This is a genomic window from Massilia mucilaginosa (assembly GCF_011682145.1).
In the GTDB taxonomy this organism is placed as follows: domain Bacteria; phylum Pseudomonadota; class Gammaproteobacteria; order Burkholderiales; family Burkholderiaceae_D; genus Telluria_A; species Telluria_A mucilaginosa.
On the sequence record NZ_WHJH01000010.1, the window covers coordinates 107,580 to 124,019 of the forward strand.

The following is a 16,440-nucleotide window of genomic DNA, read 5'->3' on the forward strand; positions in this document are numbered from 1 at the left end:
CCCCACCAGGCGGCGCTCATCGCAGTCCCCCTTGCGCCAGCGGTGCGCGTTCGAAGCGCGTGGTCAGCCCGGCCAGATACACCAGTTCGTGCGGGCGAATCGACACGTCGGCGCAGTCTTCGAACGTCGCGGGTTGGTCGAGCGCGATCGCGACCCTGGTGACCGCCACTGCCCCGGGCAGCACAGTCTGCACCTGGTGCATCAGCGCAGTTGGCCGAAGTGGATCGCCGAAGGGCCAGCCGGTGCCATCGGCGCCACCCACCAGGGCGTCCAGGTGGCGCGTCAGCAGTGCGCGGATAGCCGCGCCGAGCGCCGCCTCATCGAGCACGACACCTTGCAACTCGACCGCGACGAACACCGCCCGGTAACTGGCCGGCCGCACGTACACTTCATGCGTAAGCAGGCGGCGCGCTTCCAGCCGTGCGCCGATGGCGCGCAGCGCGCCCGGGTCCATGCGCGGCTTGGCAACGCCGATCTGCGCGCTGGCCGGATCGCTTGTGCGCGGCACCTCGGGCACGACGAACACGGTGGTCACGCCGCCCATCTTCTGGCAAGGAAAACTCGGATTGAAGCCAACGGCGGCAAAGGCGCGCGCGACCGCGACGCCTTCGGTGCCGAGCGCCAGCGCCTCATGGTCGGGGGCGGTGACCGCCCGTTCGACGCGCTGCAGGTCGCGCGCCACGCGCGCATTGGCCTCGTCGAAACTCTCCGAGGCCAGGCCACCGACCGCCGCCACGGTGTTGATGGGCGCGAGTGGCGTGTCAGCCGACCACCACTGCTGCAGGGCCACGTTTCCACCGGTGTCGCCGCCCGCGAGGTAGCACAGGCGGGCGCGCGGCGTCGCCGACGCGGCGGCCAGCACCGGGATGCGGCCGTTCAGGCCATCGCCGAATATCAACAGCTTGCGCGGCCGGTCGACAACGAAGACGCGGTCCTCCGCTCCGTGCCGGTAAAAATCGTCAGTGGGGAGCCAGCACCGCCATTGGCCATCGAACTCGCGCAGTTCCAGCTGCACCGAGTCCTCAAGCGGTTGCGCCAGGCTGCGATCGAGCGCGAGCTGCTGACCTGGGAGCTTGATCCAGTTGTCGAGTTGCGGTTCGATGAGGCTACTGTCGGGCCGCACACTTTGCACCTGGGTGGCCATGGCGACGTTGGGCACCATGCGCACCAGCAGCGGGGGTGACGCGTAGTTGGCTTCCTCGCACTCAATGCGCAATGCATATGGCACCAGGCCGTCCTGCGCGGGGCCGGACGGCGCCCAGTCGGATGGAATGCGGATGCGCCACAGGCCGGAACGGCGCAGCCCTCCTGTGCCATCGACCAGTGCATCGGCCAATAACGCCCTCCAGGCGGCGATGCCGGTACTGTATGAAAACGTCAGCACGGCTGGTGCCTCCACCTCCACGGCGTGCATCGCCCACTGGCCGGAAATGTCGCCGAGCAGCGCATCGGGAACCGCGGCGGCCGACGCAACGCCCGCCAGGCCGCAGGTGCCGGCCACCGCCTGCTCCGGCGGCAGCGGCGCAAATCCGTCGCGCGGCACACGTGCGCTCCAGCGCGCACCGCTCGTGCGCGGCGCCCACTCGGGCGCGCAGGCCGCAGGGGCGTCGAGCTCGATCAGCAGCGTGAAAGTACCATTGCGCTCGGCGGCAGCGATGGGGCGATCCAGCCACACGGTTACTTCGAAACTGCCGGCGCCGCCGTCGCAACCGAGCAGCGGTACCGGGTGCAGCGTTTCCAGCTGCGCGCTGCGATCATGCCCGCTGACCGACAATGACAAGGACCGCCCGGGCGCATCCAACTGCTGTTGATGTACCGGCAGCACAGCGAGCGGTTCGAGCGTGGTCATGGGCAGCACGCTGGCGCCGAGGGTGGTGGTGAACAAGGTGCCGGCATCGATATGCGCGGGGATTGCCCCTTGCGGAGGGGGGAACTCGAGCACGGTTCGGGCCGCTTGGGTCGGCTGCGGCGCGTCATCCATCAACGCGAGCAAGGCACGCGCAAGCGGCGCGTGCACCTGGTCGAGCCAATAGATGCGCTGCTCGAACAGATAGGCAAACAGCTCCAGCAGCGCGACCCCGCTGTCCGACGGACCGTGCATGGTCCACTGGCCACGCGAGTTGGCAACGATGCGCGTACGGATCGCATCGACCATGGCCGGCCAGTTCAGGTCGTCGAGCTTGAGTGCCGGCAGCGTCATGTTGGCCCCTCGTCGACGCCGAGATAGAACGGGAACACCAGGTTACCGCGCGAATTGGCGCCGCGGATCCGGTAGCCGATGCGCACGGCGACATGGTTCTGTTCATCCTGGTCCAGTTCCGCGCTGGCGAATTCCAGCTCAACGCGCGGCTCGAAATCGCGTATCGCATTGCGTACCGAGGCCTCGAGCAGGCGCAGATACTGCACGCTGCCCGGCGCGAACACCAGGTCCGGCGCCTCGCAGCCGAAGCTTGGCCGCATGACACGCTCGCCGAAGCTCGTCATCAGGATGTGCCGGAGCGAGTGTTCGATGTGTTCGGGGCCTTCGCTGTAGCCGAGTGCGCCCGAGGCATCCGGCATGATCGGAAAGCGCCACCCGCGCCCCAGAAAGTCGGCGCGGCTCATGACGGGCACCCTCCCAGGCCGTCGACGATCTTCTGGATCGTGTTCATCACCTCGTCGAGCTGCGCGACGACCTTGTTCATGCCTTCCACATCCTCGGCGCTGCCGATGGCCGGCAGCTTGATCTCGGCCACGCCGGCGATGCTCATGAAGGGCGCCGCCAGGTCCATGATCGCCTCGACGGGGCCGAGCCCCTGCATCAGATGTCCCATCGAGGTGATGGTGTTCTGCTGCGCGCACTCGACGGTCGCGGCCAGGTCGTCGTCGCCGCGGGCACGCGCATCCTTGAGCGTGATGGCCAGCCCGCCGAGCACTTTTCCCATGTTCTTCAACTGCGCGACGAGGCAGCTGAGCACCTTCAGGATCAGGCACAGCACATCGCGCACGAACGGGATCATGCCGGCCGGCGTGAGCATCAGAAAACAGGGGGCGAGATCGGCGACGGCCTTGCCGATGTCCGCGACCAGCTTGGGCGTGGGCGGCGGGCTGGTGACGGCCTCGCTGAGCGGCTTGAGCAGCTTGAGGATCTTCAGCACGCACTCCATGCTGGCCATCATCGGCATCACCTGCATCATCAGGCTGAAGGTGAGCGAGCAGTCGTTGGGAATGTTCTGTCCGAGGTTGGAGAGCGAGCTGAAGGCCGCGCCGGATGGCAGCGTGACCGTGAGCTTCTTCGGCTTGGGCAGGCTGAGGTCGAGGCACACCGGCGCGCTCAGCGCCTTGCGCAGCGACTCGGGGACGGGGATGTCTACCTGGGCCATGGCTCACCTAGATGGAATTGATCGACGGCGCGACGATGCGGCCGTTGATCCGGATCGAGGCGCCTTCAAGCTCGAGCGCGCCCTTGGCGACGATGCGCACCGTGCCGGTGGTCGACATCGAGATATAGCTGCCATTCGAGGTCTCGATGACGACCGCACCCATGGCGCCCGGCTGTTCGGGATCGAGCATGCTGATGCGATGTCCGGTCGGCGACTGGATGCGCAGGTGGCGCACGTGCGTGTCGAGATCAGTGTCGGTGCCCGGCGGCTGGTCGACGCCGTTGTACAGGCCACCGATGATCACGGGCCGGCGCATGTCGCCGTGGATGAAGGCCAGCAGCACCTCGCTGCCCTTGAGTGGCATGAAGAAGGCGCCGTGGCCGGGCCCCGCCAGAAACTGCGCGACACGGCTCCATTCGCTCACCATTTGCGGCGTGCCGCCGGTGGCGCTGCCATCAAGCCAGGGATAGGTCACCCTCACCTTGCCATCGTTGCGAACTTCCTCGACCAGCGCTTCGACCACGCCGAAGAAGCGGCGGTCGGTGTGCAGCGCCTTCAGTACGGTACTGCTCATGTGGACCTCCGGTGTAACATGCGACGTGCTTCGAAAGTGGTCAGGTAGCCGTTCTGATCGATTTGATGCTCGACGCGCGTGACGTAGTAGGCGCCGTCGAAGCGGCCCAAGCCACTGAGCTCGAGGCTGTGGCCGGGGCGCAGCTCCGGCTTGCCGATCACCTGGCCGCTGGCGGTGATGAACTTGTAGGCGCGGTGCAGCAGCAGGCTGCGCGCCAGCACCGCGGCTTCCTCCTGGCTGGCCACCGGCGCATCCACCACCACGTCCTGTTTGCCGGCCTGGGTGCGCTGCGCCATTTGCGGTCCGCTTTCGCCGCTCTCGCCGCTATTGGCCTGCTTGGGCAGATCTTCCGGCCCGGCCTTGGCAACGATGGGCAATTTGGTATCGGGATCCCAGCCATGCACGGTCACGCTCGCGACCTGGTCGGACAGATTGATGGTGGGGGTAAAACTCAGCAGATTCTCGCCCCAGCGGTAGGCGAACGTGGTCGGGCGCGTGCCTTCGCGCCCGTCCGCGGGCTTGACGAAAAACAGGGTTGCCTCGTTCGTGCGCGCATCGGTGACGATGTGGCAGTCGAAGTCGATGCGCGCCGCCCGCTCCTTCAGAAAGGTGGCGTCGTCGGTCATGCGCTGGATCACCTCGTGATGGATCGGGGCGGACTCCTGGACGACATAATCGAGCTTGTTACGCACGGCGATTTCGATGGCGATCTCCGAGTCGCGCATGTCGAGATACTGAATCGACTGCGCGGTCTCGGGCCGATTGTTCTTCAGCTTGAACATGCCATCCTGTCCGCTCACGGTAAGGGTCGGCGCGCCGGCCTGCGGAAACTTGGGCGCGACGCTGGTGATCTGGCCATTGATCATCGACAGCAAGGCGTCGGCGTAACCCATCTTGATGTGCACCTGGCGGCCGATGTCGAAGCGATCGCCATCGCTGTACTTGAATACCTCGCGAGCGCTGCGGAAGGTCGCGATATTCGCCACCGTCATGTCGAAGCTGGCCATCTGCGTCAAATCCATCTTCACGCTCAGGTTCAGGATGTCGCCGTTGGTCGCCGGCGACAGTTGTTCACCGTCGATCTCGACGCGAAAGCCCGGCGCGTAATAGTCGACGTGCGGCAGGCCGGCTTTGATCGGGGTAGCCATCTAGCGTAACCTCGGAATCTGCAGGGTCTGTCCGGGTGTCAGGCGGCGCGGATCCGCGATTCCGTTGTTGGCGGCAATGACGCGCCACTGGGTTGGATCGTTGTAGGCCAGGTTGGCCACGCTGGCCAGCGAATCGCCGCGCCGCACCACGTGACTTTTCTCCACGTCGGGCGAATGGCGCGGGGTCTCGGCGATCTGCTCCTCCACCGTGCGGTATTCGATCAGCGCCAGGTTGATTTTGGCGCGCAGCGGCACCCCGGTCGGCATGAACAGCACAAAGTTGATCGTGAGGCTTTCAACCACGCCCAGGAACACCTCGCCATCCCATACCAGCCGCAGGATGGGCGGCGCGTGCAGCTCGCCGTTGATCTTCATGAGCTTTTGCAGCGGGTCGGTGCGCTTGCGCACGTCCTCCAGCGTGTCGGAGGTGTCCAGCAGCAGCTCGGTCGTGAGCTTCTTGGCCGAACCGCGAATGTACTGCAGCGGCGGCGTTTCCAGGCCGGGAATGGCGATTTCGGCGAAGTTATTGGACTTCTGCAGCGAGTATTCGGTCGGATTGAACATCAGCGTGATGGGCGCGATGCCGGTCGGGCGCACCACCTGCAGCACCACTTTTTTGGGGCCCTGCCTGGCACTTGAGAGTGGCGTCTCGATCATCCGTAGCTCCCGTCGTCGCCCAGCTGCTGGTCTTTGCGCAGCCGTTCCTTCAGCTCCTTCTGCTGTTGGTCGGCGCGCGCCCACTGATTGATGTAGCGGCTGAAGTAGCGCGCAAACACCGCCTCGTCGTCATCGCCGGCGACGTCGAACTGGACCTCAAGATGTTCAATGGTGATCATTAGCTGAAAATTCCCACAACGGTGTCGATGGCCTTCCCGATATCGAAGGTGCCTCCTGCCAGGGTGATGCCTTGGTGGACGATTTCCAGGCTTTCGGTGACCACGCCCGATTCCATGGCGTTCATGTCGGGCCCCACCCACTTGGCGGCCAGCGCGCCACGGAACTCCCACGCCATCACGCGCGTGCCGGCGTGATCGAGCAGCACGATCGAGCCGTCGCGGCGGGCGCCGAGCGACTGCGTCAGGCCAACCCGGTACCACTGCCACAAAATGGGATCGCGCACGAACCCATGCTTGAGGGTGATGCGGCTCCAGCTATGGCGTACCGGCAGCTGGTGCACGAAGTCGTTGCTCCCGCCTTCGGGATAAGCCATCACTTCCAGGTCCCCGCCCAGGCCGGTGGCACTCTGAAAGGCGCCGGCCGCGACCTTCGGCAGCAGGCGCGCCTGGCGTGCCGGCAGGTAGGCGTCCGCGGCGTCGAGCGTGACGAAGAAGCGGAAGTTGGGCAGCAGGTCGCTCATGGCTCGATCATCTCCAGTCGGCCGTCGCTGCTCAGCGAAATGCGCAGCGTGATGAACTCCATGGGCGTGGCCGGGGCGACCTGGATTTCACACACCACCATGCCAGCGTTGATGGATGCCGGGGGATTGTTGGACTCGTCGCACAGCACGCTGAAACCCTCGCTGGGCCGCTCACCCTTGAGCGCGCCGGCGCGGTAAGCCTGCATCAGCACGGTCGAGACGGCGCGCACCAAGGCCAGCCACACGTCGGGCCCGTTGGTCTCGAACACCAGCGGCTCGGCCGCGCGGCGGATGGCGCGCACCAGCCGGTGCACCAGGCGCCGGTGCGCCAGGTACAGGTTCTCCGGTTCCAGCGCGGGATCGGACAGGGTCCGGCCGCCCCACACCAGCAGACCGCGCCCGGCCTGGCAGCGCAGCACATTGGCGCCGATCCCGGTGAGCAGCGCCTGCTCGGGGTTGTTGAAGTGATTGGCGACGTCCACCGCGCCATGCAAAGGCACGTTGGCCGGCGTGTGATGCGCGCCGCGCTCGCGATCGAGGCGGCTGATCACCCCCGCCACGTGGCCCACGGCGGAGATGCGCCGCAGCGGCGCGATGATGCCGCCGAAAGGATCATCCACATCGACGCGCGGGTGATACACCGCGATGGCGCGCACGCCGCGCTCGCCGAAGCGGTCGCGCTGCGCGGCGAGCCAGCCGGCCACTTCCCCGGTGCGCTGCACGTGCGGCGGCGCACAGGCGATGACCTGCCGGTCCATGCGCCGCTCGGCGCCGATAACCGCCGCCGCCAGCACCGCGTCGCGCTCCGTGACCGGTGCGTCCATCGCGTCGATGTCGGGAAACGCCAGCAGCGCCGCTTCGGGTTCGGCCAGCATCAGGGCCAAAGCTGCCAGGTATTCGGCGCGGCCGGGCGGCTGCTCAGTGCCGCCGCCCAGGCGCAAGGTGGGCCAGGCAATGCCGAGCGGGCCGGCATGCGCCGCCGGCTTGGCAGCCGCGCCGGGATCCGCGACCAGGCGGATCAATGCCGAGCGCGCGGCGACGTCGTCGGCCAGCGTCGCCGGTGACAGCCCGCTCAGCACTTCAGTGGTGCCGTGGCGCGTGCGGATGATCATATCCACCTCGGCCGTGGCGCGCACGCCAAAGCGCCGGTACGCGATGGTCACGTCGAGTCCATTGGCCCACACGCCCGGGCTGCTCGCTTCGATGCGGTAGCGCCCCGCTGTAAAACCAGCGCTGGCCGGTGCGCTGGGCAGCCACGCGCCGGTTACCGGGTCGCGTGCGCCGACGGTCCAGTCGGCCCAGGCAGGCAGCGCGGCCGCGACGGTGCGCACCACATACGCGATTTCGCCTTCGTTTTCGAAGTAGCCGCGCAAGGCGAACGCCGTGCTGGCCAGCTCGGTCAGCTCGCCGAAACGCGCGAGGTAGTCGAGCCAGCCCGCCACCCGCACCAGCTCACCCTGCGGACCACGCTCGGTCGGACCTGCAAACGCGGCGATGTCGGTACGCAGCGTGTTGCTGTCTTCGGCCGGGCGCGCGAACTGCAATCGAACGCCGGGTGGTTGAGTGAGCGTGGCGTGCATGGTTGTCAGGCCTGACCGTCGATGGACAAGCCCTCGTGGCAGATTTCCACGGTCTCGAAGGCGGTCTCGTTGTTGGCCGCGTTGTAGCCGGGACCCGTGTACTTGCACGGCCAGGCGCGCGTGAAGTTCCAGCGCAGTACGGGCCGATGGTTCTCGTCGTGCATGATGATGCTGCCTTGCGCGCGCAGCACCTGGCCCTTCATCGCGTTGCGGATCCAGTTCCACATCGCCAGGTCGCCCGTCATGCCGCGTTTTAGCGTGATGTTCATGAATTTCTTCAGGCCGGGGATCTTGCGCACGGTGATGTCTTCGTTGCCGTTGCGGTATTCCACCGGCGTCACCTCGATCTCGAGGCCGGACACCTCGCTGCATCCGGCCTTGACGGCGTTGCCGTCGTCCGAGACGCCGTTGACGATGACGACGAAGTTGTAGCCCCCATAGGGGTCCTCACGAAAGGTCGGGGGCATGAATGCTCTCCTCTTTATTCAGGTTCGAAAATCAGGTTCGAAAATCAAGGTGCGACGAGTTCGGTCATCTTTTGCTGGAAGCGGAAGATCACGAATTCGGCGGGTTTGACGGGCGCTATTCCAACTTCGACAATCAGGCGCCCGGCGTCGATATCGGCTGGCGTCATGGTTTCGGCGCCGCAGCGCACGAAAAAGGCCTGCTCTTCGGTCGCGCCGAACAAGGCGCCGCTGCGCCAGACCAGCGTCAGGAAGTCCGCGACCACGTGGCGAACGCGGGCCCAGGTGTTGTCGTCGTTCGGTTCAAACACGACCCATTGGGTACCCTCGTCCACCGATTCCTTGACGTAGTTGAAAAGGCGGCGCACGTTCACGTAGCGCCACAGCGGATCACTCGACAAGGTGCGCGCACCCCACACCCGGATACCGCGGCGATCGGCACGGAAGTCGCGGATCACGTTGATCCCGCGCGGATTGAGGATGTCGTGATCGCCGCGCGAGAGCGTGAACTCCAGCGGCCTGCGGGTGGCGTTGATGTCGCGCGTGATGATGTCGCGCAGTACTTCGTTGGCGGGCGCCTTGTGCACCCCGCGCTCGCGGTCCGTGCGCGCGTAGATGCCCGCCACATGGCCAGCCGGCGGCACCAGCACGGTGTCACGCGTGAACGGGTCGAACACCCGAATCCAGGGGTAGTAGATAGCCGCGTACGAGCTGTCGCGCGGCGGGAAGATGTTCTGCACCAGTCCTTGACCGGCCGGCACGTTGAGAATGGCAAAGCGGTCGGCCAGCCGTTCGCACTGCGTCACCAGGGTATTCATCAACTGGGTCTGGTTGGCTGCATCCAGGGCGGGATGCACTTCGTCCGGCACGAACAGCAGCGCGACCTCGTCGATGTTCTCGAGTGCGGCCAGGCCGGTGCGCAGATCGGGCGCCACCGCCGGATTGCCTTCGTAGTCGACCGCGCTCCTTGGCGCGGCGCCGTCGCCACCGCCTGCCAGCGGCGCGAATGCCGTCGCGGTGGGCGCGGCGGCGTCCAGTGCGGGATCGGTCAAGCTCGCGTGCACCAGCGTGGAGTTACTGTTCATACGCATCAGCACGTAGTTGCCATCGAGCGGATCGGCCGACAGGTCGTCGTAATCCTCGATGACGTCCGGATCGACGCGGGCAGGATTGCCGATGTTGGCCGGATCGAGCGGATCGACGAATGGATTGGGCGCAGTGCGGAAGTACAGCACGGTGATCCGGAACCCGACCGGGTTACCGACACTGTCGGTGCGCGAACTGGGACCGACGCGCACAAACAGGCGATTACCCCACGCGCCCGGGCCCATCGCCTCGACCCGCAGCAACTGGGCGGTGGCCGTCGGCAGATCGAGCAGCGCGCTGGCGGCGTCGCTCAGTGCCACGCGGGCGACAAACAGCCGCACGCCGCCATTTTCGAAGAAGCCGCGCGCGGCGAATGGCGCGAACGAGGTGGCAGGGTCCACGACGTCGCCGTACCAGCGTCTGAACTGGCCCCAATTGGTCACCAGGCGTGGTGTGGTGGGGCCGCGCTCCGTCAGACCAACCATGCCGGCGGTGCTGGTGCCCACACCTTCGATCGGCCGCGGTCCGCTTGGAACCTCTTCGACATATACCCCAGGACTCAAATATTCAGGCATGGCGCATTCCTCGTGCTTTAGGTCAAAGTAAAGGTCTGGCCCTGCCGCAGGTCCTGCGGCAGGGTCAGCGTGAGTTGATCAATTCGTCCGGTGCGGTGGTCGATGGCGTCGACGGTGACGCTGCCGCCAAGCCCGACCCAGCGCAGCGGCAGCGCGAACACGCCACGCTCGTCGCTGAGCACGCGCTCGGCCATGCCCTGGGTGACCTCGACATTGGCGATCGGATCGCCGTTGGGGTCCAGGGTGACACCGCGCAGCGTGCGGATGAAGGCTGCGTGCGGATAACTGGCCGACGGCAGTAGCCGGACGGTGAGCGGCACATCCGGCACGACCGCTGGCGGCTGCTGGTCGTCGTAGGGATGGATGTCGAACTCGAGCGCGTCAACCGTGCGCAGGTAGTCGGGGCGATAGAAATCCGAGCTCAGTTCGACGCGATGGCGCACCACGGGAGCCAGCGCGGCGTTGGCGCTGCGTCCGAGGCCGGGGTACAGCAGGTAGCCCGACGGCGACGTTATTGGCTGGGTCGCCAGCGGCTGCCAGTCGCCGCCGCTGTCCCGGAAACTCAGGCGCGCATCCACGCGCTGCAGTGATGGCCTGCCGGTCAATTCATCCACCAGCCGCAGGCCGATCTGGCTGTACGTGACGTGACGCTCGGAAGCGATCATGGTAAAGCTCATACGCCGTCTCCGGCGGCGACGGCGAGCGTGCGCGAGCGCACCGGCGGGCGCACCTTGACCTCGTTCGAGTCGATGCGGATGACGCGCACCTCGTACGTCAATGACAGGCGATACGGACGCTGCACGGCGTGCCAGACCCGGGTCTGCTCTTCGAGCGACAGCGGGGCCAGCTTGAGCTTGAGCGCCTCGCTGGTGCCGACCAGGCCGCCGCGCAATTGCGGGCCGGACAGGATGGCATCGTCGTGCAGGGTCTGCAGGGCAATCCCGAGCAAGAGCTGATCGGTCGCGCGGTCGCCGCTCCACGGCGTCAACAGGTAGCGCAGAATAAGCGGCACCTGTGGCCGCCGCTGCGTGATGTTTGGTGGCACGATCTCGCGCGCCTGGCGCTGATTGCGCACGGTCGGATCTTCCACCGCCTCGAACAGAAAGACGGTCATGCGCGCGGGCGTGGTCGAGATGGCGCCTTGCAGATCGTGGACTTCCGCCACCACCGGCCCCGGCACGAGCGCACTGAACGCATCCGTCAGCACCTGCTGCAAGGTCGTTGATACGTCGGCGATGACGGATGAATCGGGCATATGTCTGACGCTCTCGAAGAAACCGTGGTGGGCTTGATCTCTTATGTGCAGAAACCGTGCCAAGCAAGCAAGTGCGTGCGGTACAGGGAGAACGCGCGCTTGGCCGCGTCGATTGGGGAGACGAACCTGGATAAAAATGTCCCGCTTGCGGGTCGGATTTGTCTGAGTGCGGTAAGGCAACCTGGCAGGCATCGGCGCCGTGGCGCAAAGCGAACGCGCAGCCGAACGCCTGACTGTTCTGACAGCCGGCATCCTTGCAGTGCGATCCTGACGTAGCTTAGTTCACAGGAAGACGAGCGTCAGGCGTTACGGAACGCGCTGGGACTGATTTCATGCTTGCGCATGAGCTCAAACAGGGCGCGGCGGTTCTTGCCGCTCATGCGGGCGGCGGCGGACACGTTGCCATTCGTTATTTTCAGCGCGCGCTCGATGTATTGCCGTTCGAACTCGGCGACCATGCGGTTCTTCGATTCCTGAAAGTCGTCGTCCAGCACGGCGGCTTGCTCGCCATGCTGCACCGGCGTGTCGCATAGCTGGGACAGTAGCGGCAACTCGTGCGGCTGGATGAGGCGGCCCAGTTGCAGGCAAGTGAGGTAGGCGATGCAATTCTCGAGCTCGCGGATATTCCCGGGCCACTCGTAGCGTTGCATGCGCTCGACAAGCGCCAGGTTCAGCTGCACGGGCGGCAGCTTGTACTGCGCCGCGATGCGTTCCTTGAAGACGTCGATGAGCTCGGGAATATCCTCCGGCCGACGGCACAGCGCGGCAATTTCGACCGGGAAGACGCGCAAGCGAAAGAACAGATCCCTGCGGAAGCGCCCTTCAATCACGGCCTGCTCCAGGTCGCTGTTGGTCGCGGCAATGACGCGGACATCCGCCTGACGCAGGCGGCCTTCGCCCAGGCGGCGATACTTTTGATCCTGCACAAAGCGCAGCAGCTTGGTTTGACAGGGAAGACTGAGCGAATCGACCTCGTCAAGGAACAGCGTGCCGCCTTCGGCTTCACTTACCAGGCCTTCGCTGAGCACCCGTGCACCCGTGAACGCTCCACCGACATGCCCGAACAAGGTGTTCTCAAGCAGGTCGCCGGAGAGGCTGCCGCAATTGACCGGCACGAATCGCTGGGCGCTGCGATGACTGTGCATGTGCACGTAATTGGCATACAGCTCTTTGCCGATGCCGCTCGGTCCGATGAGCAGCACCTCTGCGTTGGTGGGAGCCACCCGCGCAAGTTTGTCGAGGACATCTTTGTGGCTCTTGCTGCAGCCGACCGGTTCCAACGCGTTCATTGCTGAGCCCCCAGAAATTCGTTTTCGACTCGCCATTTCCGCGAACAATGAAGGGTCGCAGAATATCGGTGATAAATTTTTGATAACTTATCGGTAATTGATACGGATCAAACGAAGGTGGAAAGTTGTTGCGTCCTTCCGCGAGCGGGTCAACACGCGGCAAGGCGCCCACTGGCCGTATGACGATCGGCTCGCGTTCTTCCAGCGTCTTGCCATTGTCCAGGTCGGCATCGTTATCGACCAATACCATCGCGCCCCAGCCCTCTTCTCCCCAGATCCAGTTGGCCTTGCCTTTTCCGTCGAGCTCCACCTTGCCGTCACGGTCGGCGTCCCAATCGAGCAGGACCGCCCCGACCAGCGCGGTGGCAGTCAAGGTCGCGGCGCCCTTGGCGCTGGTCAATTTCAGGACCACATCAGAAAAGCCGGGACTGCCGGTTTCGGTCTGTACGAAAATCTTGCTGTGGATAGTGGCCAGCTCGATGCTCGCGCCTTGTGCCAGCCGGATGGACTGCTTATCGGCCCGGCGGATGCAAATCAACGCAACGCCCTGGATGTGGCTGACGGTCAGCGTGCCGGCGTCCATGTCCAGGTCGAGCTGCCGTAGGCTTTGGCAACCGGTGGGATCTCAACGAAAAAATCCATGAATTCTCCATTAAAGGTTAGACCTGCAGAGCCAGCAATCGGGTGATCGGCGCGATGCGCGAACAATCTTCGCCGCGGCAACCGCTAATAGGGCAAATCAGCGATGCGTAGCAATTACCAAGAGGGACGAAGTCGGCGTCGCCGCGCACCAGAATGCCTTCGACTTCATGGGTGATGCCATTGAATACTGGCGATCCAGAGTTTCCGCCGAAGGTATCCAGGTTGGCCACGAAGTGCGACGCCGCGGTGTTAAAGCGGATCTCGGCGTTACCTGCGACTTTCTTGGGCAAGCCTGAGGGATGACCGATGACATACAGTGGCGCGTTGTCTGGCGCGGCCACGGCTGAACGCAATGCCAGCGGTGCGCGACCCTGCACCTCGCGATCGAGCTCGATGAGCGACCAATCCTCGCCATCGCTGGTGAAGGTACCGCCGATGAAGCGGCGAATGCCGTAGATCTGGTCGAGTCCGAAGCTGAGGGGCGCAACCCCGTTTGCATCGGTTTCGAAGTCGAAGATCAGGCAGCGGGAGTCGATGGTGTCGGGACCAAGACAATGGTGGGCAGTTGCCACAATGGCAGGGACAACCAGAAAGGCCGTCCCCACTGCCGCGCAGGGTTGATGGCGGAAATCCACCTTTTGGCAGAGCGGTTTTCCGCGCGAGAAATAGCGATGTTCCAGCGTGGCGCCGCTGACGCTGACCTGGTTATTTGCGGTGGTAAACAGTGTGCCACGTTCAACGATGGCCGCCACGGAGCGCGCATTGCGCTGGCGCGCCAAATCGTTGCAATCGATGACTTCGACCCGGTCGTCATCGCCGTAAAGAACTTTCTGCCGGCCGAGCAATTCCTGAAATAGTGTTTCGGAAGACACGCCGGGAAAGGGATCGACTCCCAACACGACATCCGGGTGAAAATCCCATTCGGTAAGCGCTACTTCGGTGTGGTCCGTGACATCCGTGAGGCCTTCAAGAGCGCGCTTGTCCACGCGCAACCGCGGTCGCAGTCCTGCAGTTCGGCGCAACGCACGCGCCTCGAGCACTGCCCGCAACTGTTCGAGTGAATAAGCTTCCATGCGCCCTCCGGTTGCAATTTTATCACCGGAAGGCGCAATAAACCAAGCATCTATATTTTTTACATAATGTTTTTAGCCCATAAAACTTTTACCGAAACAACTAACATAAGCCGCTGTACACGAGAATTCCGCATCGCTAGCTGCTTGCAGCCGCGGCATTGGGGTCTGAGGTGCAACGGAACGGTTATGTTCAGCTGAGCATAAACGTTCTTATGGAAAGTGGCTGGTTATGAAAAGCCACAGTCAAAGAACGCCTCACGTGTGGGGGCGAGAGCCAATCCTCCCAAGTTAAGGAATCTGCACCCGCTCAACATGGTTTTTGCGTCATGAATTTGTGCGACTTCGGTCTGGATTTGCGCGGCTTTGATTGATTTTCTCGATGAAGGTATGTGTGTTTCCCAAGCAGTTTGCGCAAGTGCGTGGCGATCTGCTTGCCAAGCAGCGGTGCCGGCATCATGGGTTTCAGTGCGGTATGGGCGTAGGCGTGGTTGATGCGGTCGACGGTTCTGTCGCATTAGCGAACGTCGACGGGGCAATCATGTAAACTGCGGCGCCCGAACCCAGGACGAATCGACATGCTCAACTTCAAAGGGATGCGCTTTCCGATCGACGTCATCCTGGTCTGCATCCGATGGTATGTGGCCTATCCGCTGAGCTACCGTCACCTCGAGGAGATGATGGAAGAGCGCGGCGTGTCGGTCGACCATTCGTCGATCAACCGTTGGGCGATTCGTTTCCTGCCACTCATCGAGAAGATGGCCCGGAAACACAAGCGCTCGATCGGCGGCAGTTGGCGTATGGATGAGTGCTGTGGTCAAGTAATTTCGGACACCACGATAGGTTCGCGTGCTGCCATTTTTCGTTCGTAGACTGCGGGCGGCAGATTGCCCAATGCTGAATTGATGCGCTTGCAGTTGTAGAAGCCGACGATGTAGTCGGTGATATCAGCCTTGGCCTCGGCATGATTGGCGTATTGCCGCTGCCAGACGCGCGCCATCTTGAGGTTCAGGAAGAAGCGTTCCGCCACGGCGTTATCCCAACAATTTCCCTTGCGGCTCAGCCGTGTTGTTTCAGCAGGTCCTGGTAAAGCTCGCTGGCGTACTGGCTTCCCCGGTCCGAATGGACGATCAGGCCCGATGCGGGCCGGCGCTGTTGAATGGCCATGTTCAACGCGTCGCAGACCAGCTTGGCGGGCATGTTCGGCGCCATGGCCCAACCCACCACCTTGCGCGCATACAGATCCAGCACTGTAGCCAGATACAACCATCCCGCGTCGGTGCGAATGTACGTGATATCGCTGACGTAGGCCAGGTCTGGCGCCGTGGGGTTGAACTGCCGATTGAGCACATTTGGCGGCAATCGGCAAGTCGTGCTTGCTGTCTGTCGTGTGAACGAATTTGCGCTTCCAGACGGGCTTCAAGGCGGCCTTACGCATCAGGCTACGCACCTTGTAACGCCCGATTTGGAACCCTTCGTTGGCCATGGCCGTGAGCAATCGCCGACTGCCATAGCTCTGGTGACTCGCCATGAACGCCGCCTTCAGGTGCACGCTTGCCTTGCATACGACCGATTTGGCAGAACGTCGCTGTGCTTCGTAAAAACCGGACCGGCTAACCTCCAGGATGCGGCAGCTGTGTTTGACCGGGATGGCCTCCTTTTGCAGTTGAACGATGAGCTGACGGGTCATTTCATTTCGCGGGCAAAGAAGGCCGATGCCTTTTTTAAGATGGTCACATCCTGCCGGAGTTGCTGATTTTCCAGCTCCAACTGCCGGATCCTCTGCTGCTCGGCAGTGAGTGGCTTGCCGATGCCAGGCTGGCCGCTCTGCTCCGCGCTGTACTGGGCCAGCCAGCGGCGAATTGCGGTGGGGCCGATGTCCATGCTTTCGCTGACGTTCTGGATGCTCTGCCCCTGCTCTTTGATCATTCGGACAACTTCCAGCTTCAGGCTGGGTCGAAGGTCTTCCGTTTTCTTGTCGCCATGTATTACTCCTCAGGTGGTATATTTTCCACCTATTGAGGTGTCCGGGCAAATT

General features: G+C 63.9%; 15 protein-coding genes and 3 pseudogenes. 1 reads left to right on the plus strand and 17 read right to left on the minus strand.

Features of this window, described 5'->3' with window-relative positions; all coding sequences use genetic code 11:
• Positions 1-16 precede the first annotated feature (16 nt).
• From F2P45_RS11510 to F2P45_RS11580, 16 genes and pseudogenes are all read right to left on the minus strand, one after another.
• Complete coding sequence (locus F2P45_RS11510; RefSeq protein WP_166874462.1) at positions 17-2,200, minus strand: putative baseplate assembly protein; 2,184 nt, start codon at positions 2,198-2,200, stop codon at positions 17-19.
• Positions 2,197-2,604: a GPW/gp25 family protein gene (locus F2P45_RS11515; protein WP_166874465.1), complete on the minus strand. Its 408-nt coding sequence runs from the start codon at positions 2,602-2,604 to the stop codon at positions 2,197-2,199. Before F2P45_RS11515 ends, F2P45_RS11510 begins: the two co-directional genes overlap by 4 nt.
• On the minus strand, positions 2,601-3,362 hold the full coding sequence (locus F2P45_RS11520; protein WP_166874468.1) for a hypothetical protein: 762 nt from the start codon (positions 3,360-3,362) through the stop codon (positions 2,601-2,603). The genes F2P45_RS11515 and F2P45_RS11520 overlap by 4 nt, the downstream gene beginning before the upstream one ends.
• A 7-nt stretch (positions 3,363-3,369) precedes the next feature.
• Positions 3,370-3,936, minus strand: coding sequence for a phage baseplate assembly protein V (locus tag F2P45_RS11525; RefSeq protein ID WP_166874471.1), 567 nt, complete (start codon positions 3,934-3,936; stop codon positions 3,370-3,372).
• A complete protein-coding gene (locus tag F2P45_RS11530; protein ID WP_166874474.1) occupies positions 3,933-5,084 on the minus strand; it encodes a phage late control D family protein in 1,152 nt (383 codons plus the stop codon). The genes F2P45_RS11525 and F2P45_RS11530 overlap by 4 nt, the downstream gene beginning before the upstream one ends.
• Positions 5,085-5,741, minus strand: a complete 657-nt coding sequence (locus tag F2P45_RS11535; RefSeq protein ID WP_166874477.1) for a CIS tube protein — start codon at positions 5,739-5,741, stop codon at positions 5,085-5,087.
• Entirely contained in the window at positions 5,738-5,920 is a 183-nt protein-coding gene (locus tag F2P45_RS11540) for a putative phage tail protein (protein ID WP_166874481.1), read from the minus strand. The genes F2P45_RS11535 and F2P45_RS11540 overlap by 4 nt, the downstream gene beginning before the upstream one ends.
• Positions 5,920-6,441, minus strand: coding sequence for a phage tail protein (locus F2P45_RS11545; RefSeq protein ID WP_166874483.1), 522 nt, complete (start codon positions 6,439-6,441; stop codon positions 5,920-5,922). Before F2P45_RS11545 ends, F2P45_RS11540 begins: the two co-directional genes overlap by 1 nt.
• Positions 6,438-8,021 carry a phage tail sheath family protein gene (locus tag F2P45_RS11550; protein ID WP_166874486.1) on the minus strand — a complete coding sequence of 528 codons (1,584 nt, stop codon included), beginning with the start codon at positions 8,019-8,021 and terminating at the stop codon, positions 6,438-6,440. Before F2P45_RS11550 ends, F2P45_RS11545 begins: the two co-directional genes overlap by 4 nt.
• A gap of 5 nt (positions 8,022-8,026) precedes the next feature.
• On the minus strand, positions 8,027-8,488 hold the full coding sequence (locus F2P45_RS11555; RefSeq protein ID WP_166874489.1) for a phage tail protein: 462 nt from the start codon (positions 8,486-8,488) through the stop codon (positions 8,027-8,029).
• A gap of 44 nt (positions 8,489-8,532) precedes the next feature.
• Positions 8,533-10,146, minus strand: coding sequence for a phage tail sheath family protein (locus F2P45_RS11560; RefSeq protein ID WP_166874493.1), 1,614 nt, complete (start codon positions 10,144-10,146; stop codon positions 8,533-8,535).
• Between the two features lie 17 nt (positions 10,147-10,163).
• The gene (locus F2P45_RS11565; RefSeq protein WP_166874495.1) at positions 10,164-10,823 is read right to left on the minus strand and encodes a carboxypeptidase-like regulatory domain-containing protein; all 660 of its coding nucleotides are present in this window, start codon (positions 10,821-10,823) and stop codon (positions 10,164-10,166) included.
• Complete coding sequence (locus tag F2P45_RS11570; protein WP_166874497.1) at positions 10,820-11,401, minus strand: Pvc16 family protein; 582 nt, start codon at positions 11,399-11,401, stop codon at positions 10,820-10,822. Before F2P45_RS11570 ends, F2P45_RS11565 begins: the two co-directional genes overlap by 4 nt.
• 299 nt (positions 11,402-11,700) lie before the next feature.
• Complete coding sequence (locus tag F2P45_RS11575) at positions 11,701-12,726, minus strand: sigma 54-interacting transcriptional regulator (protein WP_308613455.1); 1,026 nt, start codon at positions 12,724-12,726, stop codon at positions 11,701-11,703.
• A gap of 178 nt (positions 12,727-12,904) precedes the next feature.
• A pseudogene (locus F2P45_RS36145) lies at positions 12,905-13,273 on the minus strand (hypothetical protein); the annotation flags it as partial.
• 76 nt (positions 13,274-13,349) lie between these two features.
• Complete coding sequence (locus tag F2P45_RS11580) at positions 13,350-14,405, minus strand: trypsin-like serine peptidase (RefSeq protein ID WP_166874503.1); 1,056 nt, start codon at positions 14,403-14,405, stop codon at positions 13,350-13,352.
• A 575-nt stretch (positions 14,406-14,980) separates the two neighbouring features.
• On the opposite strand from F2P45_RS11580, the pseudogene F2P45_RS11585 reads away from it, so the two are divergent.
• Positions 14,981-15,211, plus strand: a pseudogene (locus F2P45_RS11585) (IS6 family transposase); the annotation flags it as partial.
• A gap of 8 nt (positions 15,212-15,219) precedes the next feature.
• Here F2P45_RS11585 and F2P45_RS11590 read toward each other — a convergent pair.
• Positions 15,220-16,387, minus strand: a pseudogene (locus tag F2P45_RS11590) (IS3 family transposase).
• Positions 16,388-16,440 lie beyond the last annotated feature (53 nt).

Bases quoted from the DNA above. Each gene is read 5' to 3' on its own strand.
- F2P45_RS11535 (WP_166874477.1), bottom strand. From the start codon at position 5,741: ATGATCGAGACGCCACTCTCAAGTGCCAGGCAGGGCCCCAAAAAAGTG.
- F2P45_RS11555 (WP_166874489.1), bottom strand. From the start codon at position 8,488: ATGCCCCCGACCTTTCGTGAGGACCCCTATGGGGGCTACAACTTCGTC.
- F2P45_RS11550 (WP_166874486.1), bottom strand. From the start codon at position 8,021: ATGCACGCCACGCTCACTCAACCACCCGGCGTTCGATTGCAGTTCGCG.
- F2P45_RS11565 (WP_166874495.1), bottom strand. From the start codon at position 10,823: ATGAGCTTTACCATGATCGCTTCCGAGCGTCACGTCACGTACAGCCAG.
- F2P45_RS11520 (WP_166874468.1), bottom strand. From the start codon at position 3,362: ATGGCCCAGGTAGACATCCCCGTCCCCGAGTCGCTGCGCAAGGCGCTG.
- F2P45_RS11560 (WP_166874493.1), bottom strand. From the start codon at position 10,146: ATGCCTGAATATTTGAGTCCTGGGGTATATGTCGAAGAGGTTCCAAGC.
- F2P45_RS11515 (WP_166874465.1), bottom strand. From the start codon at position 2,604: ATGAGCCGCGCCGACTTTCTGGGGCGCGGGTGGCGCTTTCCGATCATG.
- F2P45_RS11580 (WP_166874503.1), bottom strand. From the start codon at position 14,405: ATGGAAGCTTATTCACTCGAACAGTTGCGGGCAGTGCTCGAGGCGCGT.
- F2P45_RS11570 (WP_166874497.1), bottom strand. From the start codon at position 11,401: ATGCCCGATTCATCCGTCATCGCCGACGTATCAACGACCTTGCAGCAG.
- F2P45_RS11510 (WP_166874462.1), bottom strand. From the start codon at position 2,200: ATGACGCTGCCGGCACTCAAGCTCGACGACCTGAACTGGCCGGCCATG.
- F2P45_RS11575 (WP_308613455.1), bottom strand. From the start codon at position 12,726: ATGGCGAGTCGAAAACGAATTTCTGGGGGCTCAGCAATGAACGCGTTG.
- F2P45_RS11530 (WP_166874474.1), bottom strand. From the start codon at position 5,084: ATGGCTACCCCGATCAAAGCCGGCCTGCCGCACGTCGACTATTACGCG.
- F2P45_RS11525 (WP_166874471.1), bottom strand. From the start codon at position 3,936: ATGAGCAGTACCGTACTGAAGGCGCTGCACACCGACCGCCGCTTCTTC.
- F2P45_RS11540 (WP_166874481.1), bottom strand. From the start codon at position 5,920: ATGATCACCATTGAACATCTTGAGGTCCAGTTCGACGTCGCCGGCGAT.
- F2P45_RS11545 (WP_166874483.1), bottom strand. From the start codon at position 6,441: ATGAGCGACCTGCTGCCCAACTTCCGCTTCTTCGTCACGCTCGACGCC.